This is a genomic window from Streptomyces sp. NPDC006655, from assembly GCF_040703965.1.
Taxonomy (GTDB): domain Bacteria; phylum Actinomycetota; class Actinomycetes; order Streptomycetales; family Streptomycetaceae; genus Streptomyces.
In genome coordinates this window covers 56,313-82,704 of sequence record NZ_JBEYJU010000016.1, presented here as the reverse complement: position 1 = coordinate 82,704, position 26,392 = coordinate 56,313, and the positions used below count along the sequence as shown (strand labels likewise).

25 protein-coding genes are annotated in these 26,392 nt (G+C 73.4%); 9 read left to right on the top strand and 16 right to left on the bottom strand.

Going from position 1 to position 26,392, the window contains the following annotated elements:
* Nucleotides 1-26 precede the first annotated feature (26 nt).
* Nucleotides 27-833, top strand: coding sequence for an SAM-dependent methyltransferase (locus AB0958_RS12500; protein WP_366890391.1), 807 nt, complete (start codon nucleotides 27-29; stop codon nucleotides 831-833).
* Between the two features lie 72 nt (nucleotides 834-905).
* Here the strand turns inward: AB0958_RS12500 and AB0958_RS12495 are convergent, their stop codons facing one another.
* From AB0958_RS12495 to AB0958_RS12485, 3 genes are all read right to left on the bottom strand, one after another.
* A complete protein-coding gene (locus AB0958_RS12495; protein ID WP_366890347.1) occupies nucleotides 906-1,751 on the bottom strand; it encodes a chitosanase in 846 nt (281 codons plus the stop codon).
* Nucleotides 1,752-1,885: 134 nt separating this feature from the next.
* Nucleotides 1,886-2,101: a hypothetical protein gene (locus AB0958_RS12490; RefSeq protein ID WP_366890345.1), complete on the bottom strand. Its 216-nt coding sequence runs from the start codon at nucleotides 2,099-2,101 to the stop codon at nucleotides 1,886-1,888.
* Nucleotides 2,102-2,151: 50 nt separating this feature from the next.
* Nucleotides 2,152-2,724 carry a dihydrofolate reductase family protein gene (locus AB0958_RS12485; protein ID WP_366890343.1) on the bottom strand — a complete coding sequence of 191 codons (573 nt, stop codon included), beginning with the start codon at nucleotides 2,722-2,724 and terminating at the stop codon, nucleotides 2,152-2,154.
* A 212-nt stretch (nucleotides 2,725-2,936) separates the two neighbouring features.
* On the opposite strand from AB0958_RS12485, the gene AB0958_RS12480 reads away from it, so the two are divergent.
* Together AB0958_RS12480 and AB0958_RS12475 are read left to right on the top strand one after the other, a co-directional pair.
* On the top strand, nucleotides 2,937-3,212 hold the full coding sequence (locus AB0958_RS12480) for a hypothetical protein (protein WP_366890342.1): 276 nt from the start codon (nucleotides 2,937-2,939) through the stop codon (nucleotides 3,210-3,212).
* 50 nt (nucleotides 3,213-3,262) lie between these two features.
* Nucleotides 3,263-3,610, top strand: coding sequence for a tetratricopeptide repeat protein (locus AB0958_RS12475; protein ID WP_132888062.1), 348 nt, complete (start codon nucleotides 3,263-3,265; stop codon nucleotides 3,608-3,610).
* A gap of 65 nt (nucleotides 3,611-3,675) precedes the next feature.
* Here AB0958_RS12475 and AB0958_RS12470 read toward each other — a convergent pair whose 3' ends face one another.
* Together AB0958_RS12470 and AB0958_RS12465 are read right to left on the bottom strand one after the other, a co-directional pair.
* The gene (locus AB0958_RS12470; RefSeq protein WP_366890341.1) at nucleotides 3,676-4,101 is read right to left on the bottom strand and encodes a BlaI/MecI/CopY family transcriptional regulator; all 426 of its coding nucleotides are present in this window, start codon (nucleotides 4,099-4,101) and stop codon (nucleotides 3,676-3,678) included.
* A gap of 376 nt (nucleotides 4,102-4,477) precedes the next feature.
* Nucleotides 4,478-5,371, bottom strand: coding sequence for an NADP-dependent oxidoreductase (locus tag AB0958_RS12465; protein ID WP_366890340.1), 894 nt, complete (start codon nucleotides 5,369-5,371; stop codon nucleotides 4,478-4,480).
* Between the two features lie 69 nt (nucleotides 5,372-5,440).
* On the opposite strand from AB0958_RS12465, the gene AB0958_RS12460 reads away from it, so the two are divergent.
* Nucleotides 5,441-6,028: a helix-turn-helix domain-containing protein gene (locus AB0958_RS12460; RefSeq protein WP_366890339.1), complete on the top strand. Its 588-nt coding sequence runs from the start codon at nucleotides 5,441-5,443 to the stop codon at nucleotides 6,026-6,028.
* A 131-nt stretch (nucleotides 6,029-6,159) separates the two neighbouring features.
* On the opposite strand, the gene AB0958_RS12455 is transcribed toward AB0958_RS12460, so the two are convergent.
* Nucleotides 6,160-7,578 (bottom strand): PepSY domain-containing protein, encoded by a 1,419-nt coding sequence (locus AB0958_RS12455; RefSeq protein ID WP_366890338.1) that lies wholly within the window; start codon nucleotides 7,576-7,578, stop codon nucleotides 6,160-6,162.
* Nucleotides 7,579-7,703: 125 nt separating this feature from the next.
* Here AB0958_RS12455 and AB0958_RS12450 point away from each other — a divergent pair, with 125 nt between their 5' ends.
* Nucleotides 7,704-8,348 (top strand): peptide deformylase, encoded by a 645-nt coding sequence (locus tag AB0958_RS12450; RefSeq protein WP_366890337.1) that lies wholly within the window; start codon nucleotides 7,704-7,706, stop codon nucleotides 8,346-8,348.
* A gap of 158 nt (nucleotides 8,349-8,506) precedes the next feature.
* Here the strand turns inward: AB0958_RS12450 and AB0958_RS12445 are convergent, their stop codons facing one another.
* On the bottom strand, nucleotides 8,507-9,934 hold the full coding sequence (locus AB0958_RS12445; protein ID WP_366890336.1) for an NAD(P)/FAD-dependent oxidoreductase: 1,428 nt from the start codon (nucleotides 9,932-9,934) through the stop codon (nucleotides 8,507-8,509).
* Between the two features lie 135 nt (nucleotides 9,935-10,069).
* On the opposite strand from AB0958_RS12445, the gene trxA reads away from it, so the two are divergent.
* On the top strand, nucleotides 10,070-10,450 hold the full coding sequence (trxA, locus tag AB0958_RS12440; protein WP_366890335.1) for a thioredoxin: 381 nt from the start codon (nucleotides 10,070-10,072) through the stop codon (nucleotides 10,448-10,450).
* 16 nt (nucleotides 10,451-10,466) lie between these two features.
* On the opposite strand, the gene AB0958_RS12435 is transcribed toward trxA, so the two are convergent.
* The 3 genes from AB0958_RS12435 to AB0958_RS12425 all read right to left on the bottom strand — a co-directional run bounded on the left by AB0958_RS12435 (nucleotide 10,467) and on the right by AB0958_RS12425 (nucleotide 13,870).
* Nucleotides 10,467-11,903, bottom strand: coding sequence for an aldehyde dehydrogenase family protein (locus AB0958_RS12435; RefSeq protein WP_366890334.1), 1,437 nt, complete (start codon nucleotides 11,901-11,903; stop codon nucleotides 10,467-10,469).
* 121 nt (nucleotides 11,904-12,024) lie between these two features.
* Nucleotides 12,025-13,071: a LacI family DNA-binding transcriptional regulator gene (locus AB0958_RS12430; protein WP_366890333.1), complete on the bottom strand. Its 1,047-nt coding sequence runs from the start codon at nucleotides 13,069-13,071 to the stop codon at nucleotides 12,025-12,027.
* A gap of 118 nt (nucleotides 13,072-13,189) precedes the next feature.
* Nucleotides 13,190-13,870, bottom strand: a complete 681-nt coding sequence (locus AB0958_RS12425; RefSeq protein ID WP_366890331.1) for a TetR/AcrR family transcriptional regulator — start codon at nucleotides 13,868-13,870, stop codon at nucleotides 13,190-13,192.
* Between the two features lie 102 nt (nucleotides 13,871-13,972).
* Between AB0958_RS12425 and AB0958_RS12420 the strand changes: the two genes are divergently transcribed.
* Nucleotides 13,973-14,530 (top strand): NAD(P)H-dependent oxidoreductase, encoded by a 558-nt coding sequence (locus AB0958_RS12420; RefSeq protein ID WP_366890330.1) that lies wholly within the window; start codon nucleotides 13,973-13,975, stop codon nucleotides 14,528-14,530.
* Nucleotides 14,531-14,667: 137 nt separating this feature from the next.
* Here AB0958_RS12420 and AB0958_RS12415 read toward each other — a convergent pair whose 3' ends face one another.
* Nucleotides 14,668-18,870, bottom strand: a complete 4,203-nt coding sequence (locus AB0958_RS12415; protein ID WP_366890329.1) for a molybdopterin-dependent oxidoreductase — start codon at nucleotides 18,868-18,870, stop codon at nucleotides 14,668-14,670.
* Nucleotides 18,871-19,107: 237 nt separating this feature from the next.
* Here AB0958_RS12415 and AB0958_RS12410 point away from each other — a divergent pair, with 237 nt between their 5' ends.
* Entirely contained in the window at nucleotides 19,108-20,838 is a 1,731-nt protein-coding gene (locus tag AB0958_RS12410; RefSeq protein WP_366890328.1) for a SpoIIE family protein phosphatase, read from the top strand.
* 8 nt (nucleotides 20,839-20,846) lie between these two features.
* On the opposite strand, the gene AB0958_RS12405 is transcribed toward AB0958_RS12410, so the two are convergent.
* Together AB0958_RS12405 and AB0958_RS12400 are read right to left on the bottom strand one after the other, a co-directional pair.
* The gene (locus AB0958_RS12405; protein ID WP_366890326.1) at nucleotides 20,847-21,872 is read right to left on the bottom strand and encodes an alcohol dehydrogenase; all 1,026 of its coding nucleotides are present in this window, start codon (nucleotides 21,870-21,872) and stop codon (nucleotides 20,847-20,849) included.
* Between the two features lie 92 nt (nucleotides 21,873-21,964).
* Nucleotides 21,965-22,423 (bottom strand): hypothetical protein, encoded by a 459-nt coding sequence (locus AB0958_RS12400; RefSeq protein ID WP_366890324.1) that lies wholly within the window; start codon nucleotides 22,421-22,423, stop codon nucleotides 21,965-21,967.
* Between AB0958_RS12400 and AB0958_RS12395 the strand changes: the two genes are divergently transcribed.
* Nucleotides 22,422-22,598, top strand: a complete 177-nt coding sequence (locus AB0958_RS12395) for a hypothetical protein (RefSeq protein ID WP_366890323.1) — start codon at nucleotides 22,422-22,424, stop codon at nucleotides 22,596-22,598. The two genes, AB0958_RS12400 and AB0958_RS12395, sit on opposite strands and share 2 nt — an antisense overlap.
* A gap of 13 nt (nucleotides 22,599-22,611) precedes the next feature.
* On the opposite strand, the gene AB0958_RS12390 is transcribed toward AB0958_RS12395, so the two are convergent.
* The 3 genes from AB0958_RS12390 to AB0958_RS12380 are packed head-to-tail and all read right to left on the bottom strand — an operon-like array spanning nucleotide 22,612 to nucleotide 26,374.
* On the bottom strand, nucleotides 22,612-23,808 hold the full coding sequence (locus AB0958_RS12390) for a substrate-binding domain-containing protein (RefSeq protein ID WP_366890322.1): 1,197 nt from the start codon (nucleotides 23,806-23,808) through the stop codon (nucleotides 22,612-22,614).
* Nucleotides 23,805-24,833: an ABC transporter permease gene (locus AB0958_RS12385; RefSeq protein ID WP_366890321.1), complete on the bottom strand. Its 1,029-nt coding sequence runs from the start codon at nucleotides 24,831-24,833 to the stop codon at nucleotides 23,805-23,807. Before AB0958_RS12385 ends, AB0958_RS12390 begins: the two co-directional genes overlap by 4 nt.
* Complete coding sequence (locus tag AB0958_RS12380) at nucleotides 24,830-26,374, bottom strand: sugar ABC transporter ATP-binding protein (protein ID WP_366890320.1); 1,545 nt, start codon at nucleotides 26,372-26,374, stop codon at nucleotides 24,830-24,832. The genes AB0958_RS12385 and AB0958_RS12380 overlap by 4 nt, the downstream gene beginning before the upstream one ends.
* Between the last annotated feature and the right edge of the window lie 18 nt (nucleotides 26,375-26,392).

Sequence of the window (26,392 nt, the reverse complement as noted above, 5' to 3'; positions counted from 1 at the left end):
CTCGAAACCCCCTGGAAAGGTTCATGATGAGCAACTCGCCCGCGGCGCGGGACATCGACACCAGCAGGCCCCACTCCGCCCGCATGTACGACTACTACCTGGGCGGCAAGGACCACTTCGACGTCGACAAGGTCGCGGCCGAGACCGTGGCGTCCGCCTACCCGGGCATCTTCGTCTGCGCCCGGGAGAACCGTGCCTTCATGCACCGCGCCACCCGTGTCCTCGCCCGCGAGCACGGCATCCGGCAGTGGCTCGACATCGGCACCGGCATCCCCACCGAGCCCAACCTGCACCAGGTCGCCCAGTCCGTGGTCCCCGACGCACGGGTGGTGTACGCCGACAACGACCCGCTGGTGCTGAAGTACGCCGAGCGGCTGATGCGCAGCACGGCGGAGGGCCGGACGACGTACATAGAAGCGGACGTCAACGACCCGCAGACGCTGCTCGACGCGCCCGAGCTGGCGGAGATCCTGGACCTCGAAAAGCCGGTGGCGCTGTCCCTCAACGCCCTGATGCACTTCGTCACGGACGCGCAGGACCCGTACGGCATCGTGAGCCGGCTGCTGGACGTGCTGCCCTCGGGCAGCGCGCTCGCGCTGAGCCACTGCACGCCCGACTTCGACCCCGCGACCTGGCAGAAGGTCACCGACATCTACCACAACGCCGGCACGCCGGTGCAGTTCCGCTCGCGCGCGGACGTGACGCGGTTCTTCGACGGGCTCGACCTGCTCGACCCCGGTGTCTCGGTGGGCCACCGCTGGCGCCCGGACACCGAGCCGACCGCCACCGACGCGGAGGTCAGCCTGTGGACCGGGGTGGGCATCAAGCCGTAGGACCACTGCGAGGGGGGAAGGGCCCCTGGGCTGTCGTACCGCATGGGGGTGCGGTACGACAGCCCGGGGGTGTCAGCCGATGTGGTAGCTGTCGCCGTACACCTTCCAGTTGAGCGGGGTGTCGAGGCACAGGTTGCCGTTGCGCAGGAAGACCCGCTGTTCGGTGTCGACCCGCGTGGTGTCGCTGTGCGCCTCCTCCTGCTTCATGGCCCAGACGCGGGCGTCGAGGAAGGCGTTGAGGTACGTCGTCTCGTTGCCACCCTGGGCCGGCGGCTTGGCGTGGCCGAGGGCGCGCTTGCGTATGTTGCGGAAGCTGGTGGCGTCGTCGCCGTCGCCGTGCATCACGATGGCGTCGTAGTAGGTGAACTGCCCGAGGGTGCCCAGGCCGTCGGTCTTGCCCTGCTGGACGGCCGGGTTGAAGTACACGCGGTCGCGCTCGTCGTTCTGCGCCTGCTGGAACGCGGTGTCCTGGGCGGCCTTGCGCCAGTCGGCGGGGAAGTTCGGGTCCAGGCCCGCGTGCGAGTCGCTGCCGTTCACCCGGCGCAGGGCCGGCAGGTACTTGGCGAGGACGTTGCCGGGCTTGCGGTCGGTGTAGAGCTGGACGAGGTCGAGCATGTCACCGGTGCCGGAGCAGAAGCCGATGATCCCGGCGGTGTAGCCGCGGCCGTCGCCGATGTCCTCGATGTACTTGTACTGCGCCTTCCAGTCGAGCGAGGAGTTCTCCGCACTCGACACCAGCTTCATGGCGATCTCCTTCTTCGCCGGGTCGTCCAGGCCGGCACAGCTCGCGGCGACGGCGGCGGACGCGTGTGCGGGGCGCAGCAGCACGGCCCCGGCGGTGGCGGCGCCGAGCATCGCGAGCAGCGTGCGGCGGGAGGTCAGGACGGGGTTCGTCGGGGCGTGGTCCGGATGCCTCATGGGGGCTCCTGTGGGGGGTGAGGGGTCGGTCATCGACAGTCATCGATAGGAAGGTTTCCTATCAGTGATGGCCGATGTTGTGTACCCGTCACACAGAAGTTCGTAGGGTCGAACAACTCCCGGGCGCGTACGGCTCAGTCCGCGGCCGTCCAGGCGCTCGGCCCGATGCCCTGCCACTCGATCAGCTCGGGGTCGTCCACCGTGGTACTGGCCTCGGGCAGGCCCGCCCGGCGCAGGAACTCGACCACGTCGAGCAGATGGCGAGCGGTGCCGACGTACTCCCCGCGGATGCTGACCCGCCGGCCACCGTCGGGGCCCGGCGGCTGCACGATCACAGGCGCGCCTCCCATGGTGTCCGAATGCCCTTTCGGGGAGGAGATCATGCGGCGCCGGGGCCGGGTCAGCGGATCACGTCGAGGACGTTCTTCTGGAGGCCGTTGGCGTAGGCCTCGTGCTCGACCAGCCGCAGCCGCCGGGCGTCCTTGTCGGCGGTGCTGAACAACCGCTTGCCCGCGCCGAGCAGCAGGGGGAAGACGAGCAGATGGTAGCGGTCGATCAGGTCGGCGTCGGACAGCGCGTGGTTCAGCTCGGCACTGCCGTGCACGATGATCGGGCCGCCGTCGGTCTCCTTGAGGGCGGCGACCTCGGCGAGCGAGCGCAGGATCGTGGTCTCGCCCCAGTCGGAGACCAGGTCGCCCTCGGCGAGGGTGGTGGAGACGACGTACTTCGGCACCGTCCTGTAGTACGCGAACTCCGCCATGCCGGGCCAGACCGGGCTGAAGGCCTCGTAGCTGACCCGGCCGAGCAGCATGGCGGTCGATTCCCTCTGCTCGCGGCCCTTGATCTCGAAGGCCTCGGGCACGAACTCGACGTGCTTGAAGGTCCAGCCGGAGTTCCGGTAGCCGGGCTCGCCGCCCGGGGCCTCGACGACGCCGTCGAGCGAGATGAAGGCGGTGCTGATCAGGGTACGCATCGGGGTTTCCTCGCCGTCAGGTGTCCGTTGGGGAGCCGGCTTCGCAGGTCCAGGATCTGACCGACAATAAAAATTGTCAAGGAAATCGAAGTTGTCGGTGAGAGCGTGGCGGGGACGGGCGGGGACAAGGGAAGACCGAGGCCGGGCCGTGTAATCCGCCGCACCGCAGGTACTCGACGCGGCAGAACCATTTCCCGAAGGAGATGACTGGGATGTTGCTTCTTCTCGGACTGCTCCTGCTCGCGGCCACCGTCGCCTTCGTCGCCCTGGCCATCGCCGGCAACCTGTCCGGCGGCCCGGGTTACACGGTGTCCGTACTCGATCACCACATCGCCACTCTCGGGCCGCTGGCGATCTTCTGTGCCGGTCTGGCGCTGGCGTTGATCTTCTGCCTGGCACTGGCCGTCATGGCGGGCGGCGCGGCCCACCGCCGTCACCCCCGCGCGGGATCCCCCACGACCGGTCGGTTCCCGGGCCCCGTCGCGTAGTGGAATTTTCAACAATCTCTGTCCGTTGGTGCCCTCGAAGGAGGTCACGAGTGGACACCACGTACTACGACCAGGGAACCGCCGCGGAGCGCTGGGAGCGGGCGCAGCTGTTCTTCGACGCCAAGGACTACGCCGGAGCCGCGCGAGTGCTCGCGGGGCTGGTCGAGGAGGTGCCGGAGCAGACCGGCCCCCGGCTGCTGCTGGCGCGCTCCTACTACCACTCGGCCCAACTGAGCCGCGCCGAGGCGGAGTTGCGCACGATCATCGAGCGGGACCCGGTGGAGCACTACGCCCGGCTGATGCTGGGCCGCACCCTCCAGCGGCAGGCCCGGCACACGGAGGCGGAGCCGCACCTGCGGATCGCCTCGGCGCTGGCCGGGGACTTTCCGCAGGAGTGAGTGACCCTGACCGCCCGCCGAAGGACCCCGGGAAATCGGTCCGTCCCTCCGGGGCGCCAGGGCGGTCAGGCCTGTGTGTCGTCGTGGTCCGCGTGGTCCGCGTGGGTGCCGGGGCGGGGGTCCGGTCCGCGCGGTCCCGCGGCCTCCAGGAGGGCGCGCAGGACCTGTTCGTCGCCGGGCGGCAGGGCGGTGACGAAGCTGGCGAGGACGGCCTCCCGGTCCTGTTCGCCGTCGAGCAGACGGCGCATCCGCAGGGCGGCGAGGCGGGCCACGTCGGCGGTCGGCGTCCACAGGAAGGACCGGCCCTGCCGCTCGCGGGCGACGACGTCCTTGGCGAGCAGCCGGGTCAGGATGGTCACCACGGTGGTGTGGGCGAGGTCGCCGCCGAGCCGCTCCCGCACCCAGGCCGCCGTGACGGGACCTCCGGCCTCCCTGAGCGCGCCGAGCACCTGGCCCTCCAGCTCCCCCTGCCCGCGCCGGGTCCGGCCCATGGTTCCGTCACCCCCTTCCGGGCTCCGCCCGCCTCCGCGACGCCGGAGCCGGTGCCCCGGAGGCGGGCGGAGCTCAGGCCCTCGGCGCTGCACGCGGGTGGCCTCCGGACACCGGGCGCCCGTCCGGCGGACTCGCCGTTCGCGGTGCCGGCGTGTCCCACCACGCTACCGGGATCCATTCGCGGGGCTCCGGCCTTCAGGCCGGGGTGAAGCGACTCTGGTGGGGGTGACGCGGGGCGTCGCCGCGTTGTTCCGGCGGAGCCGGGCAGTGCCGGGGGCAGGCGACATCTCGCGCACATGTCCCCGGTGGCAGTGGGTGTTCGAGCTTTCCGGAGCGATCGTCGTCCCGGGCGCTGATCACCGAGGTGAAGGGTTTTCAGACCACCAGGACCCGGCGTCCGCGTGTGTGACCGGCCTGGCTGTCGGTGTGCGCCGCCGCGGCCTCGGCGAGGGAGTACGACCTCTCGACCGGGATGTGGAGCTTTCCCCGCGAGATGAGGCCGACGGCTTCGGCGAGCGCTTCCGGCACGCTCCCGGCCACGCCGGAGAACCGGACACCGAGCTCGGGCGCACCGAGATCGGCGATGGAGACGACCTTCCGCGGGTCCCCGGTCAGTTCGACGAGCTCGCGGATCACGCCCGACCCGGCCAGGTCGAGGGCTGTGTCGACACGGCCGAGCTGCCGCACCCGCTCGACCCAGCCCTCGCCGTATGTCGTGGCGAGGGCGCCCAGGCTGCGCAGATAGTCCTGGTTCGCCGCCCCGGCGGTCCCGATCGTCGTGATGCCTCGGTCGCGGGCGATCTGCAGCACCGCCGATCCGACTCCCCCGGACGCGCCGCTGACCAGCAGCGTCTGCCCGGACCGCACGCCGACCTCGCGGATGATGCGCAGTGCGGTCTCCACCACGGAGGGGTAGCCGGCCGCCTCCTCGAACGTCAGGCCCTCGGGCATCCGGGCCCAGGCCGACAGCACGGCGAACTCGGCATACGTGCTCGCGCCTTCGCCGAACACGCGGTCGCCGACCTCGACCCCCTCGACGCCCTCACCGACCTCGTCCACCACCCCGGCGGCGTCCAGCCCGACTCCGGCGGGCAACTCGAGCGGATGGGCCCCCAGGACCTGGCCCTCACGGAGCCTCCAGTCGACGGGGTTCACGCCTGCCGCCCGTACGGCGATGCGTATCCGGCCGGGGCCCGCGTGGGGATCCTCGGCATCTATGAGGTGCAGAACCTCCGGACCGCCGAACTCGGCGAAGCTCACCTTCTTCATGCGTCGAACATAACACTAACCGTTAGGGTTTTGAATCCGTTATGGATTTGTACCTGATAGTGTGCAGGTATGACCGTGCCGACCGGACGCCGTGAGCGCAAGAAGGCCGCGACCCGCCAGAAGATCGCTGACGCCGCCCTGCGGCTCTTCCTGGAGCACGGGTACGACGCGGTGGGCATCCGGGACGTGGCCGCCGAGGCCGACGTGGCCGTCACCACACTCTTCTCCCACTTCGCCTCGAAAGAGGCCCTGGTCTTCGAACAGGACGAAGACTTCGAGCACCGCCTCACGCGGGCGGTCACCGACCGGGCACCGCACGAGCCGCTCGTCCTCGCGCTGCGCCGCGAGATCCAGGCCTTGGTGCGACACTGCACGGCGGACGGCGCCGCCCCGATCTGGCGCATGATCGACGCATCACCCGCGCTGCGGGAGTACGAGGAGTCGATGCGGCTGCGCCACGCCGAGTCGCTGGCAACGGCCATCGCCGCCGATCCCGACCTGTCGGTGACCCCGACGGCCTGCCGGGCGATCGCGAGGTTCGTGATCGACGCCTATTCGCTGGCCCGTGAGGCGGCCGATCCGCAGGCCGCGGTGGGCGAGATCTTTCAGATGATCGAGGCTGCCTGGGCCGTCGCCTGTCCCTCGGAGCGTCGGTGAGACCGGGAGCGGTCCCGGCACAGCGCGAGGAGACAGGAAGCCACGGATTCCCGACCGGAAGCCGTGCCGCCTGGCGGCACGGCAACCATCGAGAAGGCCGGAATCCCCCGGGCTTCGGCCCGAGGAGTACGTCAATTCACGCCGGGCCTGCCCCCGGCCCGGTAGGTCCGCTGTCCGCGGCGGTGCGCGAGTTCGCCGAGCGCGATGTCGACGGCGAGGAAGGCGGCGAGCGGGATGCCCAGCAGGGACACGAAGTAGCCGAGCACCGCGATCACCGCCATCGCCGGCACGAGGAGGTAGGGCGGGACCTGGGCCCACGCCCCGCGTGGGATCGGCCGGCCGAAGGCGGAGCCGCGGCCGCGCTGCCACCACATGCGGTAGCCCCACACGATCAGCAGGACCAGGGCGAGGGCGAGCAGGGCGAGGGCCAGCTGGTTGACGAGGCCGAAGAGGATCCCGGTGTGCAGGTCGATGCCCCAGCGGGTGAGTTTGGCGAGCAGCGGATAGTCGTCGAAGCGCAGTACGTCGGCCACCTCGCCGGTGCCCGCGTCGACGGCGACCGCGTCCTGCTTCTCGGGCCAGCCGCGCTGGACCTGACGGACGACGTAGGCGCTGTTCGCGTCGGCGGGCGGCACGATCTCGACGGGGTTGTCGAGCCCTTGGGCGCGGGCCGCGGCGAGCACCTCGTCCAGGCCGACGCCGTGCTCGGCGCCGCCGCCGGTCGTGGACGCCGTGTCGTGGCCCGCGTGTTCGCCGCCGCTCGCGACCGCCGAGACGGACGGGGTGGCCTGGCCGAGGGAGGTGCGCAGTTCGTCGATGTGGGCGCCGGCGTAGGTGGACCAGGTCAGGCCGGTCGCCGACAGGAAGACGAAACCGGCCGCGGCCCAGACGCCGAGGGTGCCGTGCAGGCCGAGGGTGCGCCGCCGCCCGCTGGCGCCGCGCACCCTGCGCAGCGCCCGCCGCCTGGAGAACCACAGCACCAGGCCGCCGCCCGAGACCACCCACAGCCAGCTCGCCGCGAACTCGCTGTAGAGCCTGCCGGTGTCACCGAGGTGCAGATCGCGGTGGAGCTCGTCGATCCAGGTGCGCAGCGGGAGCGCGCCGGTGGAGCCGTACTGTTCGAGCGCGCCGCGCACCGTGCCGGTGTACGGGTCGACGAACACCGCGAGGGTGTGGTCCGCGCCGACGCCCCGCACGCCCGAGAGCAGCACCCTGGTGGTCGCGCCCGCCTCGGGGGACGGCCGGATCGCGGAGACGGTGCCCTCCGGGTGGGCCTTGCGGGCGGCGGCGACCTGCTTCGAGATCGGCAGCTCGGTGCTCCCCACCGGGACGGTCAGCTCATGGGCGTACACGAGCTTCTCGGCCTGGAAGGAGCACGCGTACAGCAGGCCGGTGACGGCGGCGACGAGCAGGAAGGGGGCGACCAGGACGCCGGCGTAGAAGTGCAGGCGCAGGACGAGGGGGCGCAGCGGGGCCCAGCGGCTCGGGGACGCGGCCGGGACCGTGGGGTGCGGGGGCCCGTCCTTGGACGTCGAGGGGGCGAGGGACATCGGGGGTTTCTCCGGGGGCTGCGTGTGCGGGGTGGGGACGGTCCAGTGGTCGGAGCGCGACCGTACCGGGTTCCAGGCAGTCGAAGTGACCCGTGTCACACGTCTCGGCATGGCATGCTGGCGCGATGGCATCCCCCAGTGATCGCGCACCCCTTGCCGAACGGGTCGAGGAACTCCTCGCCTCCGGCAGCCCGTTGCCCATCGTCGCGGCCGGCGACCCGGTCCTGCGGCGCGGAACCGAGCGGTACGACGGCCAGTTGGCCCCGGCGCTGCTGGCACGGTTCGTCGAGGCGCTGCGCGTCACCATGCACGCGGCACCGGGCGTGGGGCTGGCCGCGCCCCAGGTCGGCGTCCCGCTGCGGATCGCCGTCATCGAGGACCCGGCGCCGGTACCGCAGGAGGTGGCCGTCGCCCGCGGCCGGGTCCCGCAGCCGTTCCGGGTGCTGGTCAACCCGGTCTACGAACCCGTCGGCGCCGTCCGCGCCGCGTTCTTCGAGGGGTGCCTGAGCGTGCCGGGCTGGCAGGCGGTGGTGGCCCGGGCGGCGAGCGTACGGCTGACCGGCGCGGACGAACACGGGCACCCGGTGGACGAGGTCTTCACGGGGTGGCCGGCGCGCATCGTCCAGCACGAGACCGACCACCTCGACGGCACGCTGTACCTGGACAGGGCGGAGCTGCGCTCGCTCTCGTCGAACGAGGAGGTGGCGCGGCGCTGGACCGGACCGACTCCGGCGACGGCGGCCGAGGCACTGGGCTTCGACCTGCCGTAGCCCGCCGACGCCCCACCGGGAGACGGGCCGACAGCACCCCGCGGGACGCGGGGGCCGCCCCGATGAGCGGCCCCCGCCGGGCGGGGCGGGACCGGGCTCACCGTGCCGCAGGAGCCGGGGAGCGGCGGGCCGCCCCGGCCCGGCACGCCCCTTCGGCCTCAGCCCCGGTACGCCTCCAGCAGGCGCAGCCACACCTCGCTCAGCGTCGGGTAGGACGGGACCGCGTGCCACAGACGGCTGACCGGGACCCGTCCGGCCACGGCGACGGTCGCGGAGTGGATCAGCTCGCCGACCCCCGGCCCCACGAAGGTGACCCCGCGCAGGATCTCCTCGTCCAGGTCGACGACCATCCGGGCGCGGCCCTTGTACCCCTCGGCGTACAGCCCCGCTCCGGCCACGGACGAGAACTCGACGTCGACGGCCCGGACCCGGTGTCCCGCCTGCTCCGCCTCCGCGAGGGAGAGTCCGACGGCCGCCGCCTCGGGGTCGGTGAAGACGACCTGCGGTACGGCGTGGTGGTCGGCGGTGGCCGCGTGCGCGCTCCACGGTCCGTCCGGCAGCGGCGTGCCCGCGGCGCGCGCGGCGATGGTGTCGCCCGCGATCCGGGCCTGGTACTTGCCCTGGTGGGTGAGGAGTGCCCGGTGGTTGACGTCCCCCACGGCGTAGAGCCAGTCGGTGCCCTCGACCAGCAGGGTGTCGTCGACCGACAGCCAGGAGCCCGGGGCGAGGCCGACGGTGTCGAGTCCGATGTCGTCGGTGCCCGGGACGCGTCCGGTGGCGAACAGGATCTCGTCGGCCTCGACGCGGTCCCCCGCGCCGGTCACGGCGACCACGGTGCCGTTCTCGCGGGTCACCGACTCGACGGAGGTCCCGGTGCGGACGTCGACGCCGGCGTCCGTGAGGGCCTCGGCGACGAGTTCGCCGGCGAACGGCTCCATCCGGTTGAGCAGGCCCTTGCCGCGCACCAGAAGGGTGACCCGGGAGCCCAGGGCCTGCCAGGCGGTGGCCATCTCGGTGGCCACGACACCGCCGCCGACCACGATCAGCCGGCCGGGCGCCTCCTGGGCGCTGGTGGCCTCGCGGCTGGTCCAGGGCCTGACCTCGGCGAGCCCCGGCAGGCCGGGCAGCTGGGCGCGGGTGCCGGTGGCGACGGCCACGGCGTGCCGGGCGGTCAGGGTGGTCACGGTGCCGTCGGGGCCGGTCACGGTGACCGTGCGGGGCCCGGCGAGCCGGCCGTGGCCGCGGTACAGGTCGGCGTCGATGCCGTCCAGCCAGGCGACCTGGCCGTCGTCCTTCCAGTTCGAGGTGAAGTTGTTGCGGCGGGCGAGGACCGCGGGGGTGTCGAGGGGGCCCTGGACCGCCTGGGCGAGGCCGGGCAGGCGGCGGGCGTCGGCCTGGGCGATGACCGGCCGCAGCAGGGCCTTGCTGGGCATACAGGCCCAGTACGAGCATTCGCCGCCGACGAGTTCGCTCTCCACGACCGCGGTGGAGAGACCGGCCGCACGGGTGCGGTCGGCCACGTTCTCCCCCACGGGTCCGGCCCCGAGCACCACGACGTCGTAAGCGATGGATTCCGTTTCCGTCATGGGGTCAGTCTCGCGGGTGGCGTGCGCTGGGGCCACATCGGTGGGCGCGCGGAATACCCGCCCGGTCGGGCATGTTGTGGCGAGCGGTTCCGCCCTGCACCGGGGCGCCCCCACATCAGGAAGAGGGAAGCACACATGAGCAGCACCGTGGAGCTCACCAAGGAGAACTTCGACCAGACGGTCACCGAGAACGAGTTCGTCCTCATCGACTTCTGGGCGTCGTGGTGCGGCCCGTGCCGGATGTTCGCCCCGGTCTACGAGAAGGCGGCGCAGGCCAACCCCGACCTGGTGTTCGCCAAGGTCGACACCGAGGCGCAGCCGGAGCTGGCGCAGGCCTTCGACATCCAGTCGATCCCGACCCTGATGATCGTCCGCGACCAGGTCGCCGTGTTCGCCCAGCCGGGCGCCCTGCCGGAGGCGGCCCTGGCGGACGTCATCGGCCAGGCCCGCAGGCTCGACATGGACGAGGTCCGCAAGAGCATCGCCGCACAGCAGGGCGGCACCCAGGGCGAGTGACACCCGCTGACAGAAGTCAGAAGGGGTAGGGCGCCACGTCACCGCGGACGGTCGTCCACCGCACGTCCGTGAACGCCTCCAGGTTGGCGTCGCCGCCGAACCGGGCTCCGGTGCCGGACGCGGCGACTCCGCCGAAGGGGGCCACCGCCTCGTCGTTCACGGTCTGGTCGTTGATGTGGACGATGCCGGTGGGAATGCGCTCCGCGAGGTCGAGGCCGCGGGCCGCGTCGCGGGTGACGATGCCGAGCGAGAGTCCGTAGGAGCTGTCGGCCGCGAGGGCGGCGGCCTCCTCCGCGTCGGCGAAGGCACGGACGGGCGCGACCGGTCCGAAGACCTCCTCGGCGTAGGCAGGCGTGCGGTCGTCGACGCCGGCCAGGACCGTGGGCCGGTAGAAGAGGTGCTCGTGGGTGCCGCCGGCGGCCAGTCGCGCGCCGTGGGCGGTGCTCGACTCCACCAGGCCGTGGATCTTGGCGAGTTGGGCGGCGTCGATGATCGGGCCGAGGTGGACCTGCTCGCGGTGCGGGTCGCCGACGGCGAGGGAGTCGGCCTTGGCGGCGAGGCGTTCGACGTACTCCTCGACCAGCGAGCTGTGCACCAGGTGCCGTCCGGTGGTCATGCAGATCTGGCCCTGGTGGAAGAAGGATCCCCAGGCGGCCGTGGAGATCACCGCGTCGAGGTCGGCGTCCTCCAGGACGATCAGGGCGGAGTTGCCGCCGAGTTCGAGGTGGGCGCGCTTGAGGTGGCGGCCCGCCGCCTCGCCGACCGCGCGACCGGCCGCGGTGGAGCCGGTGAAGGAGATCACCGGCACCCGTGGGTCCGCCACCAGCGCCGCACCGACGTCGGCGCCGCCGGGCAGCACGTGCAGCAGCCCCTCCGGCAGCCCGGCCTCGGCGAACACCGCGGCGAGCGAGAGCCCGCCGCAGACGGCGGTACGCGGATCCGGCTTGAGCACCACGCCGTTGCCGAGGGCGAGGGCGGGCGCGACCGAGCGGATGGAGAGGATCAGCGGCGCGTTGAACGGGGCGATCACCCCGACCACGCCGACCGGCACCCGGCGGGTGTACGACAGTCTCGGCGCCTCGCTGGGCAGCACCTGGCCGGCCGGCCGGGAGGCGAGGGCGGCGGCCTCGTAGCACTCCTGGGCGGCGACGTGCAGTTCGAAGTCGGCCTTGCCGGGTACGGAGCCGGACTCGCGGACGATCCACTCGCGCAGTTCGGCGGCGTGCTCCGTGAACAGGTCGCCCGCCCTGCGCAGGACCTGGGCGCGCACGAAGTGCGGTGCGCTGGCCCAGTCGCGGTGCGCGGCGTGGGCGGTCGTGGCCGCCGGGGAGACATCGGCGGGGGCGGCGAGGACGACCGTGCCGAGCGCGTCGCCGGTGGCGGGCTCGGTGACGTCGTACTGCGCGCCGGACAGGGCATTCGCCTGCCAGGCCTTCGGGTCGAGCAACGGCATGACGGCTCTCCGTTCGATCGCCGGGACGGCGCGGCCCACGGCACCCGTGAACCGTTGGTTGAGCGCGCAACATCCTAGTCCGGGGGCCGGGAAACGCACCGCCCCCGACCAGCGTGGCCCCTCAGCTGGACTCGCGCCGCACCACCGAGGCGCCGAGGACCCTGTGCGTCTCGGGCTCGTCGCCGCAGTCGCGCACCACGCGGTCGACCAGTTCGGCGAGTTCACGGCCGGACGGCAGGTCGATGCGGACCGTGGAGAGGCGGGGGCGCAGCAGTCGGCCGAGCATCAGGTCGTCGGCGCCGACCACGGCCGTCTCGTCGGGGACCCGCACGCCCGCGTCCTGGAGGGCACGCATGACCAGCATGGCGTACTCGTCGTTGTAGGCGAACACCGCATCGATGCCCAACTCCGGCCAGCGGGAGATGAGTTCGGCCGCCGAGCGCTCGGTGTAGCCGAGCGGCAGCTCGGTCACCGTCGCGTCGGTGCCACGCAGGGCCTGGCGGACGCCTTCGAGCCGGGGCCGGGAGAAGGTCTCCAGGCCGGCGTCGTCCGGGACGACCACGCCGATCCGCCGCCGGCCGCGGGCGTAGAGGTGGGCGCCGGCGCAGTGGCCCACGACGCCGTGGTCCATCAGCAGGGCGTGGGCGCCGTGGACGCGTTCGGGTCCGAGGGTCACCACGGCCCGGGCACCGGCCCGCTTGAGGACCGCGACCCCCTCCGGGCCGAGTCCCGAGCCGGGCACCAGTACCGCCACCGGCCTCAACTCGGCCCAGGCGCGGGCGGCTTCGTCGCCGCGGACGCCCGCGGTGCCGTACTGGACGACCGTGTAGTCGAGGCGGCTGAGGGCCCACTGGAGATCGTTGATGAACTGGCCGTACAGCGGGCCCACCGGGATGGCCGGGGCGGGCATCAGGACCATGCGGCTGTGGCCGGCGCGCAGGGTGCGGGCGGCCGCGTGCGGGACGTACCCCAGTTCCTTCGCGGCCTGGTGGACCCGGCGGCGGGTGGGTTCGCTGATCCGTACGGCACTGGTGTTGTTGAGGACGTAGGAGACGGTCGCGCGGGAGACGCCGGCCAGACGGGCCACATCGGCGCTCGTGGGGACCGAGCGCGGTGTCGGCGACGCCGCCGAGGGCGGTTTCGGTATCTGCACCATGACGTACGGCATAGTGGCAGAAGGCCTGCGAGGGGGGACGCGCGGGGCGAGGTGGTTCACCGTTGGACGAACTGGGCGTCCTCCACCGGGCCGGACACGCCGTCGGGCTCCGTCCCGGAGGCGGCGGCGCTCAGTGGGGCGGGTCCGTGCGGGTGACCCGGGCGACCAGGTCGGTCCAGCCTGCCTCCAGGCGCTCCATCGGCATCCCGCACTGCCTGGTCAGGTGGTGGATCTGGGCGGGGTCCAGATAGCCGAGCAGCGTCTGGGCGAGCAGTTCGCAGTCGGCGTCCGGCTGGATCTGCCGCAGCAGCATCACGACGTGGATGCGCAGGGCCCGCAGCGAGGGGTGCGCGTAGCGCCGGGCGGGCTCCTGCTCGGCGGCCAGCCTGAGGTCCAGCTGCTCGGCCGTGCGGTACAGCACGGCGATGCCGAACGCCCGCAGCCGGTCCACCGGCGGCGCGCCGGGGCCCAGGGGCGGCGGGCCGCCGAGGAAGTCCGCCTGGAGCTGCCGCGAGGAATGGTCGAGCAGCGCCATCAGCAGTCCGGTGCGGTCGCCGAAGCGCCGGAAGACCGTGCCCTTGCCGACCTCGGCGGCCGCGGCCACGGCCTCCATGGTGACCCCGGCCACTCCGTGCTCGGCGATCAGCCGGGCGGCGGCCTCCAGCAGCCGGGCGCGGTTGCGGGCCGCGTCCGCGCGCAGGCAGGGCTCTTCCGGGGCGGGCCCCACTTCGAGCAACTCGGGGGTGTCGAAGGGCTCCTGGGGCTGCGGGAAGGGCGGCAGGGCGCTGGACATGAAGACAGCGTAAAGCATCGGGAACATAACTGGACCGCGGTCCGTTTGAGATGCTAGAAATTAACCGGACCTTGGTCCGGTTATGTGACAGCAGTGTTTCAGCCCCCTTGGAGTTCCCCCATGTCTGTCCGCATCCTTGCTCTCGTCGGCAGCCTCCGCGCCGGTTCGCACAACCGCCAGCTCGCCGAGGCGGCTGTCAAGCTGGCCCCCGAGGGTGCCGAGGTCGAGGTCTTCGAGGGCCTTGCCGACATCCCGTTCTACAACGAGGACATCGACGTCGAGGGCAGCGTCCCGGCCGCGGCCGCGAAGCTGCGCGAGGCCGCCCAGGCCGCCGACGCGTTCCTGCTCTTCTCCCCCGAGTACAACGGCACCATCCCGGCCGTCCTGAAGAACGCCATCGACTGGCTGTCCCGCCCGTACGGCGCCGGCGCCTTCGGCGGCAAGCCGGTCGCCGTCGTCGGCACCGCCTTCGGCCAGTTCGGCGGCGTGTGGGCGCAGGACGAGACCCGCAAGGCCGTCGGCATCGCCGGTGGCAAGGTGCTGGAGGACGTCAAGCTGTCCATCCCCGGCTCCGTGGTCCGCTTCGCCGAGACCCACCCGGCCGACGACGCCGAGGTGGCCGCGCAGCTCACCGAGGTCGTCGCGCGTCTGCACGGCAACGTGGGCGTGGCCGCCTGACCCACGTCCCGCACGCAGGGGCCGGAGCTCAGCTCCGGCCCCTGCGCGTGCCACCGCCGGCGTCCGCCTCCGGCCGCGTCGCGGGGCACCCGCGCCACCCGATGAAGCATCGGTGACCGCGGCGGCGGCTCCCCAGGTCAGTAGACGTCCCGGACGTAGCGCTTGTCCGAGGCCAGTTGTTTGACGTACGCCGTCGCCTCGTCCTCGGTGAGTCCGCCGTGCGCGGTCGCGACGTCCCGCAGGGCGCGGTCGACGTCCTTGGCCATCCGGGAGGCGTCGCCGCAGACGTAGAAGTGGGCGCCGTCCTGGAGCCATGACCACAGGTGCGCGCCGTGCTCGCGCATCCGGTCCTGGACGTACACCTTGGCGCGCTGGTCGCGGGAGAAGGCGGTGTCGAGGCGGCTCAGGGTGCCCTCCGCGCGCAGCGCCGTGAGCTCCTCCTCGTAGTAGAAGTCGGTGGCCCGGTGCTGTTCGCCGAAGAAGAGCCAGTTGGGGGCCCGGTGGCCGCGGGCCCGGCGCTCCTCGAGGAAGCCGACGAAGGGCGCCACGCCGGTGCCGGGGCCGACCATCACCATGGGGGTCGCCGGGTCGGCGGGCGGCCGGAAGTGCGGGGAGCGCCGGACGTGCACCGGGACCGGTGTGCCGGGCTCGGCGTCGGCGAGGAACGGGGAGCAGACCCCCTGCCGGGGGGTGCCGTGCAGGTTCTCGTACCGGACCACGGAGACGGTGAGCGAGACCTGGCGGGGGTCGGTCAGCGGGCTGGAGGAGATGGAGTACAGCCGCGGTTGCAGCCTGCCGAGGACGCCCGCCCAGTCCCCGGCGCCGGCCCTGATCCCGAACTCGGCGACGACGTCGATCGCCTGCCGCCCCCAGGACCACTTGGCCAGCTCGTCCTTGTTGTCGGGCCGCAGCAGTTTCCGCAGCTCGCGCGGGTCACGGGCGCGGGCGGCGACAAAACGCAGCAGGCCGGGGGTGATCCGGGTGATGTCCAGATGCCGCGACAGCGCGTCGGAGAGGGGTACGGCGCCGACTCCGTCGATCTCCACGGCGGTCGCGGCGTCGAGCCCGGTGACGTCCAGCCACTCCCGCACGAGCGAGGCCGAGTTGCGGGGCCGCACGCTCAGCGCGTCGCCCGCCTCGTACAGGAGCGGGGTCGCGCTGTCGCCGATGTCGAAGGTGAACCTGCGGACCTCCTTCCCGGCGCCGGGCAGGCTGAGCAGCCGGTTGCCGACGAGACGGGCGGCGGTGGGGGCGGGGCGCCGTGACCCGGCCGGGGCGGACGGGGCGGCTGGGGCGGACAGGGCGTCTGGGGCGGACGGGGCGTCTGGGGCGGACGGGGCGGCAACCGCGGGGGCGGAGGAGACCGCGGGCGCGGGGGAAGGCGTGGGGGTGGGGGAAGGCGTGGGGGGCGCGTCCTTGAGCGCCGTGAGCACCTGGTCGAGCCAGGCCTCCGCCTGTGACGCGTAGTCCGGTTCGCAGTCGGTGCGCGGGGCGAGCCGGACCGCGCCGAGTTCGTCCATACGGCTGTCCAGGCGTCGTCCGTGCCCGCAGAAGTCGTCGTAGCTGGAGTCACCGAAGGCCAGGACGGCGAACCGGCGTCCGGTGAGGCGTCCGGACTCGAGGGCGGCCAGGGCGTCCCAGAAGCCGGCGCCGTTGTCGGGGGCGTCGCCGTCGCCGAAGGTACTGGTGATCAGCAGCAGGTCCGCGCCGCTGGGCAGGGCGGCCGGGTCGGCCTCGTCCATGGCGACGAGGGAGGCGGTGTGGCCGCGGGAGGTGAGCCGCTCGGCGGCGGTCGTGGCGAAGTCCTCGGCGTTGCCGGTCTGCGAGGCCCAGAGGATCACCACCTGGCGGGTGGCCGGTGCGGGCGCCGGGCCGGCGGGCGGTGACGAGCGGGAGTACATGCCGGCGAGGGTGCCGTTGACCCACAGGGCGTGCTCGGGGCTGAAGGGCGCGTCGGGGGGCAGGACGGGGACGCCGGGGGAACCGACCGGGATGCCCGCGAGGAAACCGGCCAGGTAGTGCCGTTCGGTCTCGGTGAGGACCGGCGGCGGGGCGGGGGCCGACCCGAGGACCGAGGCGGCAGGCGGTACGGCGGCTCCGTCGCCGGCGACGGCGGACGGCACGGCCGGGGGCGCGAGGACGGTGGCGGGGGTCCCCTCGGTGCCCGGCGCCTGCACGGTCACCGGGGTGGACACCTTGGTCAGCGAGACCGCGCACACCTTCAACTCGGGCTGGAAGGACAGCGGGTCGACGGCGTCGCCGGTCACCGCGTTGACGCTGAGGTACTCGCCGAACAGGTCGTTCCAGTGGAAGGGCGCGAAGCACGAGCCGGGCCGCACCCGGTCGGTGACGAGCGCCGGCAGCACCGCCCGGCCGCGCCGCGAGGCCACCTCGACGGAGTCGCCTCCGGCGATGCCGAGGGCGGTCGCGTCCGCGGGGTGGATCTCCACGAAGGGGCCCGGGTCGAGCTTGTTCAGCTTGGCGACCTTGGCGGTCTTGGTGAGGGTGTGCCACTGGTGCTGGAGCCGTCCGGTGTTCAGGACGAACGGGTAGTCGTCGTCGGGCAGCTCGGCAGGTGCCAGGTGCGGACGGGCGTGGAAGACGGCGCGTCCGGAGGCGGTGGCGAAGGTGAGGGTTCCGTCGGCGGCGACGTACCGGACGGGGTTGCGCTCGGGACCGTCGGGGGCGGCGGGCCACTGGACGGGGCCCGCGCGGAGCCGGTCGTAGGTCACGCCCCGCAGGTCGTAGCCGGTCCCCGGATTGTGGAAGCGCTTGATCTCCTCGAAGATCTCCTCCGCGGTGTCGTACCGGAAGCCGTCCTCGTAGCCCATCGCACGGGCGACCTCCGCGATCAGCCGCCAGTCGGCGACGGCCTCGCCCGGGGCGTCGGCGGCGGGCCGGGCGAGGGTGAGGTTGCGTTCGCTGTTGATGAGGACGCCCTCGGTCTCCGTCCACAGGGCGCCGGGCAGGACCACGTCGGCGTAGGCGTTGGTCTCGGTGTCGCCGAAGACGTCCTGGGTGACGACGAACTCGGCGGCCTCCAGGCCCTCGATGACGGTCCTGCGGTTGCCGACGGAGGCGACCGGGTTGGTGCAGATGATCCAGCAGGCCTTGATCTCGCCCTCGGCCATCTTCCGGAACATCTCGACGGTGCCCCTGCCGACGCCGTCGGCGCGGATCGTGCCGGGCTCGAGACCCCACACCTCCTCGACGAAGGCGCGGTCGGCGTCCGCCAGGACGGACCGCTGGCCGGGCAGCCCGGGGCCCATGTAACCCATTTCCCGGCCGCCCATGGCGTTGGGCTGCCCGGTCAGCGAGAACGGTCCGCTGCCCGGACGGCAGATCTTGCCGGTCGCGAGGTGCAGGTTGATCAGGGCGTTGGTGTTCCAGGTGCCGTGCGTGGACTGGTTGAGGCCCATGGTCCAGCAGCTGGTCCACTCCCCCGCCTCGCCGATCAGCCGGGCCGCCGTGCGCAGGTCGGCCTCGGGGACGCCGGTGATCTCGGCGACGACGGCGGGCGGGTAGTCGGCCAGGAACTCCGGCATCGCCTCCCAGCCCTCGGTGTACGCGGCGACGAAGTCGGGGTCGGTGTGGCCGTTCGCGTGCAGGAGGTGCAGCAGGCCGTTGAGGAGGGCGAGGTCGGTGCCGGGTCTGACCTGGAGGAAGAGGTCGGCCTTGGCCGCGGTCGCGGTGCGGCGCGGGTCGACGACGATCAGCTTCGCGCCCGCCTTCAGCCGGTCCGTCATGCGCAGGAAGAGGACGGGGTGGCAGTCGGCCATGTTGGAGCCGATGACCAGGAAGACATCCGCCTTGTCGAAGTCCTCGTACGAGCCGGGCGGGCCGTCGGCGCCGAGGGAGAGCTTGTAGCCGGTGCCCGCGCTCGCCATGCACAGCCGGGAGTTCGACTCGATGTTGTTGGTGCGCAGGTAGCCCTTGGTGAGCTTGTTCGCGAGGTACTGCGCTTCGAGGCTCAGCTGCCCGGAGACGTAGAGGGCGACCGCGTCCGGGCCGTGCTCGTCGACGATCGCGCGCAGCCGCCGCGCGGTCTCGGCGACCGCCGCGTCCACGGCGGTGGGCACGGCCTCCTCGCCCCGCTCGGGCCGCAGCAGGGCGGTGGTCAGCCGGCCGGGCGCGGCGAGCATGTCGGCCGTGGTGGCGCCCTTGGTGCACAGCCGCCCGAAGTTCGCGGGATGCTCCTTGTCCCCGGACGCCTTCAGGACGGTACGGCGGCCGTCCGGGCCCCGGCCGATGTCCAGGACCATGCCGCAGCCCACCCCGCAGTACGAGCAGACCGTCCGCACCCGGTCGGTGCCGGTGCTGCGCGAGTCCGGCGCGGCCACGGGCGCCCCCTGTTCCTGCTGGTCGGCCTCTTCGGTTCGGGCTCGACCGTAGGGACCGCTGATTACGTGGGCGTCACCGCTCCCGATCGACGGGGGTTAAGCCCGCCGCACAGACCCGTGCCCGGCGCTGTGAGCGGACCCGTACGAGATGCGCGTCCCGGCCGTACGAGATGCGCGTCCCGGCGACCTGATGGACGATGGGGGCGGCCGTGGGAGGGGGCAGGCGAGGAGGACCGGGTGGACAGGGACACCTCCTCACGACGAGCGGCCACCGGCACCGCACCGGCCGCCTCCCCGGCACCGGCCGCGCCGCCCGCCGGTATCGCCTATGTCGACATGCTGCGCGGCATCGTCGAGGACTCCGGCGCCGGTTTCGCCGTCCTCGACACCGAGCTGCGCTACCTGTACGTCAATCCGCACATGGCGCGGATGACGGGGCTGCCCGCCGCCGCCTACCTCGGGCACCGGCTGCCCGAGGTGCTGCCGCACATCCAGCGCTCCGAGCAGGTGCTGCGGGACATCCTGCGCGACGGACGGCCGCGCGAGCTGGTCGTGACCGGGCGGACCTGGGTCGACTCGCCGTACCAGGTCCGGGAGTGGCGCTGTGTGTACCACCGGCTCGTGGACAGCGCGGGCAGGGTGGTGGGGGTCGCCGGGGTGGGCCTGGAGATCAGTGAGCCGCAGCAGTACGTGTACGAGCTGGAGCGCGCCCACCGGCGGCTGGCGCTGCTGGACGCCGCCGCGTCCCGGATCGGCACCGGCACCGACGTCGCCGAGACCTGCCGGGAGCTGGCCGAGTTCGTCGTACCGGAGCTGGCGGACGCGGCCGGGGTGGAGCTCACTCCGCCGGACACCGTGGCGGCGCGGCGGACACCCACCAGGCTCGCGGCCTACGCCACGCGTCCCGGGCTGGCCATGGGCCTGGCCGCGCTGGACGCGCGCGGTGAGCTGGTCGGCTGGCCGCGCGGCACCGGCACCCGGCGGAACCTGGCGGCGGGCCGCGTGTGGCGGCGCAACGCGATCACCGAGGCGCAGTGGCGGTCGCTGGTCCCACGCTGGCCGCCCGCCCTGGCCTGTCTGGCCGCGGGCGTCCACTCGGTGCTGCTGGCACCGGTGGTCGCGGACGGCCGGGTGCTCGGCATCCTGCTGCTGGCCCGGGCCGGGGAGTCGGCGCCGTTCTCGACCGAGGACGCCACGGTGGCCCGCGAACTCGCCGCCCGCGCGGCCCGTGCCCTCGACCGGGCGGTCCGCTTCCAGCGCGAGCACACCATGGCCCTGGAGCTGCAACGAGCCCTGCTCTCCGAGCCGGGCCAGTTGCAGCGGTACGCCGGTGTGGAGACGACCGCCCGCTACCGGCCGGCCGACGACGGTTCGCTGATCGGCGGTGACTGGTACGACGTCGTGGCGCTGCCCGGCGGCCGGACGATGCTGGTCATCGGGGACGTGATGGGGCACGGCGTGGACGCGGCCGTGGCCATGAGCCACTACCGTTCGACGCTGCGCGCCCTGGCCCTCGCGGGGCTCGCGCCGCGCCACATCCTTCAGCACGCGGACCGCATGGTCGCGGACTCCGGCTTCGAACGGGTGGCCACCTGCTTCCTGGCGCTCGGTGACGCGGACGTCGCCACGCTCACCTACGCGAGCGCCGGGCACCTGCCGCCGGCCTGGCTGACCCCCGAGGGCACGATGCAGCTGGTGCCGGTGCCGGTCGGCCCGCCGCTGGGCAGCGGGCTCGGCCGGTACGAGCAGCGGGTCACCCCGGAGCGCGGGGGTGTGCTGCTGCTGTACACCGACGGGCTGGTGGAGCGGCGCGGGGAGGACATCGACCGTGGTCTGGCGCGGCTGACGACGCTGCCGTTGTGCCCCACCGATCCGCTGGACCAGATCGTCGACACCGTCCTGTCCCGCCTCGCCGCCGGCTCGGAGGACGACATCGCGCTGCTCGCGGCCCGCGCCGTGCGGACGTGATCCCGAGGTCAGTCGTAGGTGAGCACCATGCGGAAGCGCGCGGCCCCCGTGAGCATCTTCCGGTAGGCCTCGTCCGCCTGCTCCAGCGGTACGGTCTCGATCGTCGGGCGGATCCCGTGCAGGGCGCTGAACTCCATGGTGTCCTGCACGTCCTGCGCCGTGCCGGAGGGGTGGCCGCGGACCACCCGGCCGGGCATGATCAGGTGGAACGGGGTGATGCCGAGGGGCTCGGGGTCGGCGCCGATCACCACCAGTTCACCGCGGGGTGCCAGCCCGTCCACGGCCGCCGAGATGGCCTGGGAGTTGCCCGCGGTGGCGAGGACGACCTTGGCGGCGCCGAGCGACCGGAGGGCCTCCGCGACGGGGGTCGCGGCCGTGGAGTCGACGTAGTGGTGGGCGCCGAGTTGTTTGGCGAGGTCGGCCTTCTCGGGGCCGCGGGCGACGGCCACCGTCTCGAAGCCCATGGCCAGCGCATACTTCACGCCGAGGTGGCCGAGTCCGCCGAGGCCGACGACGGCGACCAGGTCACCGGGTTGGGCGGGGCTGCGTCTGAGGCCGTTGAAGGTGGTCACGCCCGCGCAGGCCATGGGGCCGGCGTCGGCCGCGGTCAGCCCGTCGGGGATCCGGGCCAGGGCGTCGACCGGGGCGATCACCTTCGTGCCGAAGCCGCCGTCGTAGGCCCAGCCGGGCGTCTTCATCGTCTCGCACACGACGAAGTCGCCCTGCCGACAGGGCGTGCAGTGGCCGCAGCTGCCGCCGAACCAGCCGACCGCCACCCGGTCGCCGACGGCCCAGCCCCAGTCCTCGATGCCCTCGCCGATCTCCTCGATCCGCCCGGCGATCTCGTGCCCGGGCACCACCGGGAAGGTGATGCCCGGTACGACCGCGTCCACGAAGAGGGTGTCGCTGTGGCAGATGCCGCAGGCCTCGACCGCGATCCGCACGTGGCGCGGTCCCGGCCGGGGCACCTCGCGTTCGACGATCTCGAACGACCCGCCCGCGGCGGACACCTGCGCGACTCGGTAGGTACTCATGGCGCCTCTCCCGGAGCGGGTACGACGGAAACGGTCCGGAACCTCCTCCCCAGCACACCAGCTCCGGACCGATCACGCGCGCCGAGCCCTGATCACGAGGTGATGCCGTGGTACTGGTCCCAGGTGTAGGCGACGTCCGGTGCGGCGGGCCGGCCGGGCCAGGAGAAGTAGTCCCAGACGAGTTCGGCGGGGTCGGTGGCGAGGTGGCCACGGCCGGGCTGGTCGTCGGCGTCGTCCCAGGCCCACGGCGGGTTGGCCGCGTCGGCGTCGTCCCAGGCCCACGGCGGGTTGGCCGCGTCGGTGTCGCAGGCGCCGGCCGCCGGGCCGAGGACCCCGCCCGCGCCGCACCTGGCGCCGTAGGAGATGGGGCTGTCGTCGCCGACGAAGGTGTCCGGGGTCGCGAACAGCGTGGTGCGGTCGGGGGCACGACACAGCGCGCTGCCGACGCGGCGGCAGGTGCCGGCCGGGGGGATCGCGAGCCTTCGACGGCCGCCCACCCAGTCACGTACATGAACTTTGCGCACATGTATGTTCGGGACCGGAGTCGGCATGCAAGACTCCTCCACACGCGCCGAGGCCGTGGTGGCCCGCTGCACCCGCAACCGCCCCGCCGAGGACGGCGTCGAGATCTCTCTCCCCTGTGCCGGCCACTACCTCCTCGAGGCGATCCTGCGCGTCCTGCGCCCCCGCGACCTGGACCGGGCGATCGACCTGTCGGCGGTCTGACACGCCCCGGCCGTCAGCCGCGCCAGATCTTCCGGTACGCCTGCCGGTAGCCCGCCGGGTCCCACGTGGTCGCCCCGTGGGAGTCGCCCGCGGTGGCGACGTGCACCGGGGCCGCGTATCCGCTGGGCCGGGCGTGCGAGAAGGCGCGGTTGAACTCGTCCACGATCTGCCAGCCCTGCTGGGTCAGCGGCTCCGGGACGGTGGCGGACTGGTACTGACCGCTGTTGATGCGCTGGAAGGCCGACGGATCGCCGTCCCCCGCGCCGATGTTGAACGGCGGTCCCGCACCCGGTGCGCCGGCCGCGCGGAGAGCGGGGGCGGCGTCGGCGAAGTAGAGGTCGTTGATGGCCACGGAGTGGGTCCAGCGGGCGCCGAACCGGGACAGGAGCGAGGCGGCCTCGCGCGGGATCCGGGTGCTCGCGTCCGGGATGGGGATGTTCTCGTAGGCGAGGACGTGCACGCCCGCGCAGGTGGCGAGTTCCGCCGCGATCAGCCGGGACTTCGTGCGGGCGAACGGGATGGAGTCGTCGGTGAAGATCACGGCACCGGCCCGCCCGTGCGCGTTCTGGATGATCCACCGGGCGCTGATCCGGGCGACGTCCTGGACGTGTGTGGTGACGTTGGTGAACAGCGGGGGCCTGCGGCTGGGGCCGGGGGCGGCGACCGCGTGCCAGCCGACCAGCGGGATGTGCTGGGCGGCGGCCCGGGCGACCTGCTGCGAGGTGGTGCCGGGGTCGAAGCCGCCGACGACGATGCCGGAGGGCCTGAGCGCGACCGCCTGGCCCATCGCCGCCTGGATGCCGGCCGGGGTGCCGCCGCCGTCGATCACCCGGACGTTCCACCCGACGATCCGCGCCGCCTCCCGGACGCCCTGCTCGGCCCCGGCGACCCCGGGGTTGGTCATGGTCTGGGCCACGTAGACGAGGGACTTGCCGGTCACCGCGCGTGGCCCGGTGGTGGGACCGTTCCAGGGGACGTCGGCGCGTTCCGCGCGCGCGACGGATGCGCGGGCGGTGTCGTAGGCGGCGGGGCAGCCGCTCGGACCGGTGGCCGACTCCCCCGGCGCGTGCCGAGCCGACCCGTGGTCGCAGCCGGTGAGCACGGTCGCCGTCGCCAGCAGGGCGACGGCGCACCGGGCGACCCGGCCCGGTCGGGCCCCGGGGAGCCCGTTCCGGGACGGGGTGGCGGCGCGCGGCGGGCCGGGGCTCATTCGGCGCCGCCCTCCGCCGGCTGCGGCGGGCCGGGCGGGGAGACGGTACCGGCGCGAAGCCGGCGCCGGGACGCGTAACCGGCCAGGGCCACGGCGATCAGCAGGGTGCCGCCGTAGAAGAGGGGCACGGTCCAGAAGTCGGCGCCCAGCTGGCCGATGCCGGTGAGGCCGACGGCGAGCACCGCGACGGCGACGATCGTGCCGAGCACGTTCGGGCGGCCGGGCCGGATCGCCGTCGAGCCGAGGAGGGCCCCGGTGAAGGCGGGCAGCAGGTAGTCGAGGCCGACGCTGGGGTTGCCCTGTCGCTGCTGGGCGGCGAGCAGCACCCCGGCCAGGCCGACGAGCAGTCCCGCCGCGGTGAACGCGTACACCGTGCAGGTACGGGTCCGCACGCCGACCAGTTCGGCCGCGCGCGGGTTGGAGCCGACGACGTACAGGTAGCGGCCGAGCGGCAGCCGCTCCAGCACCAGCCAGAGGACGGCGGCGAGGGCGAGGACGTAGAAGGCGGGGACCGGCAGGCCGAGGAACCGGGCGTCGTAGAGGTCGGTGAAGGCGGGCGGCAGGCCCTGGGGGCCCGGCACGATCCGGCTGCCGCCGGTGACCCAGCCGGTGAGCGCGTACATCATGCTGCCGGTGCCGAGGGTGGCGATGAAGGAGTCGATCCGTCCGAACTCCACGACGACCCCGTTGAGGGCCCCGGCGGCGGCGCCGCCCACGGCCACGGCGAGGCAGGCGAGCGGCCAGGGCCAGCCCTCGTCGACGATCAGCTTCAGCACCAGGACGTGGGCGAGTCCGAGGCCGTAGCCGAGGGAGAGGTCGAAGGCTCCGGTGACGACGGGGACCATGGCGGCGAGGGCGAGGACGGCCGGGATGGACTGGGTGGAGAGGATCGAGTCGGCGGTGTCGAAGGTGGGGAAGGTCCGGGGCAGCGCGAGCGAGAAGACCAGGACGAGCAGGACGGTGAGGGCCGGCAGGCCGTAGGAGCCGATCAGGTGGCCGGCGGGGCGGGGCGTGCGACCGGTCATGGGCCGCCCCCGGTTCCGGACGGGGGCACGGCCGAGGCGGCCCGGGTGAGCGCCGCGGCGGTGAGGGCGCCGCCGCCGGGCTCGGCCGTCACCGAGCCGCGGACCAGGACGAGGGCGCGTCGGCAGACGTCGGCGACCTCGTCGAAGTCGGTGGAGACGAGCAGGATCGCGAGCCCCTTGGCGAGGGCCTCGTCGAGGAGCCGGTGGATCGCGTCCTTCGCGCCGACGTCGACGCCGGCGGTGGGTTCCTCCAGGATCAGCAGCCGGGGGCCCACCCGCAGCCAGCGGCCGATCATGACCTTCTGCTGGTTGCCGCCGGAGAGGGTGGCGACGGGCGCCTCGGGGTCGTGGGGGCGCACCGCGAGTGCCCTGATCAGTGCGGCGGCCTCGGCCCGTTCCCGGCGCGGGCGGATCAGGGCGAGCGCCGGGACGCCGTCCGCGCGGGGGTTGGCCAGCAGGTTCTCCCGCACGGTCAGCCGCGGGAGCAGGCCCTCGCGGAGGCGGTCGCCGGGGACCAGGCCGACCCCGCGGGCGACGGCACCGGCGACCGTGCGGGGGCGGTAGGGCCGGCCGTCGAGCGTGGCCGTGCCGCCGAGGACGGGCAGGGCGCCCGCGAGCGCACGGCCGAGTTCGACGTGCCCGGCACCGGAGAGACCGACGAGGCCCACGGACTCGCCTGCCCGCAGTGTCAGGCTCACCGGGCCCGTGCCGGTGGTGCGGAAGCCGTCGAGGGTGAGGACGACCGCTCCCGGCGGGCCGCCGGCAGCGGCGGGACGCCGGTCGGGGGGCTGCTCGCCGGTGATGTCGTGGACGAGCCGGGCGGCCCCGTACCCGGCGAGCCGGCCGTGGCTGACCGGCCGGCCGTCGCGCAGCACGGCGAAGGTGTCGGCGACCTGGCGGACCTCGTCGAGGCGGTGGCTGACGTAGAGGATCGCGCGGCCCTGGTCGCGCAGGTCGTGCAGGACCCGGAAGAGCCGGGCGCAGTCGGCGGCCGGCAGGCGGGCGGTGGGCTCGTCCAGGACGATGAGCCGCGCGTCGACCGCGAGGGCCCGGGCGAGGGCGACCAGGGAGCGCTCGGCGGGGGCGAGCCCGGCGAGGGGCTCGTCGGGGTCGAGGTGGGCGGCGACGATCCGCAGGGCCTCGGCACAGCGCTCACGGGTGCGGCGCCAGGAGATCAGGCCGGCGCGGCGTGGATATCCGCCGACCAGGGCGACGTTCTCGGCGACCGTCATCCAGTCCACGAGGCCCAGGTCCTGGTGGATGAAGGACATCGCGCGGGTGGCGGCACGGCTGCCGAGGGGCGCTCCGGCGACGGTGATCCGGCCCGCGTCCGGACGGTGGACGCCGGCGAGCACCTTGATGAGCGTGGACTTCCCGGCGCCGTTGGGTCCGAGCAGGGCGAGGACGCTGCCGGCGTGCACGTCGAGGTCGACGCCGTCCAGTGCGAGGGTGCCGCCGAACCGTTTGACGAGTCCGCGGACGGCGACCACGGATTCCGGCGCGACGGGGGAAGCCGCGTCCTGACCGGGAGCGTCACACACGGTAGAAAATTACATCAA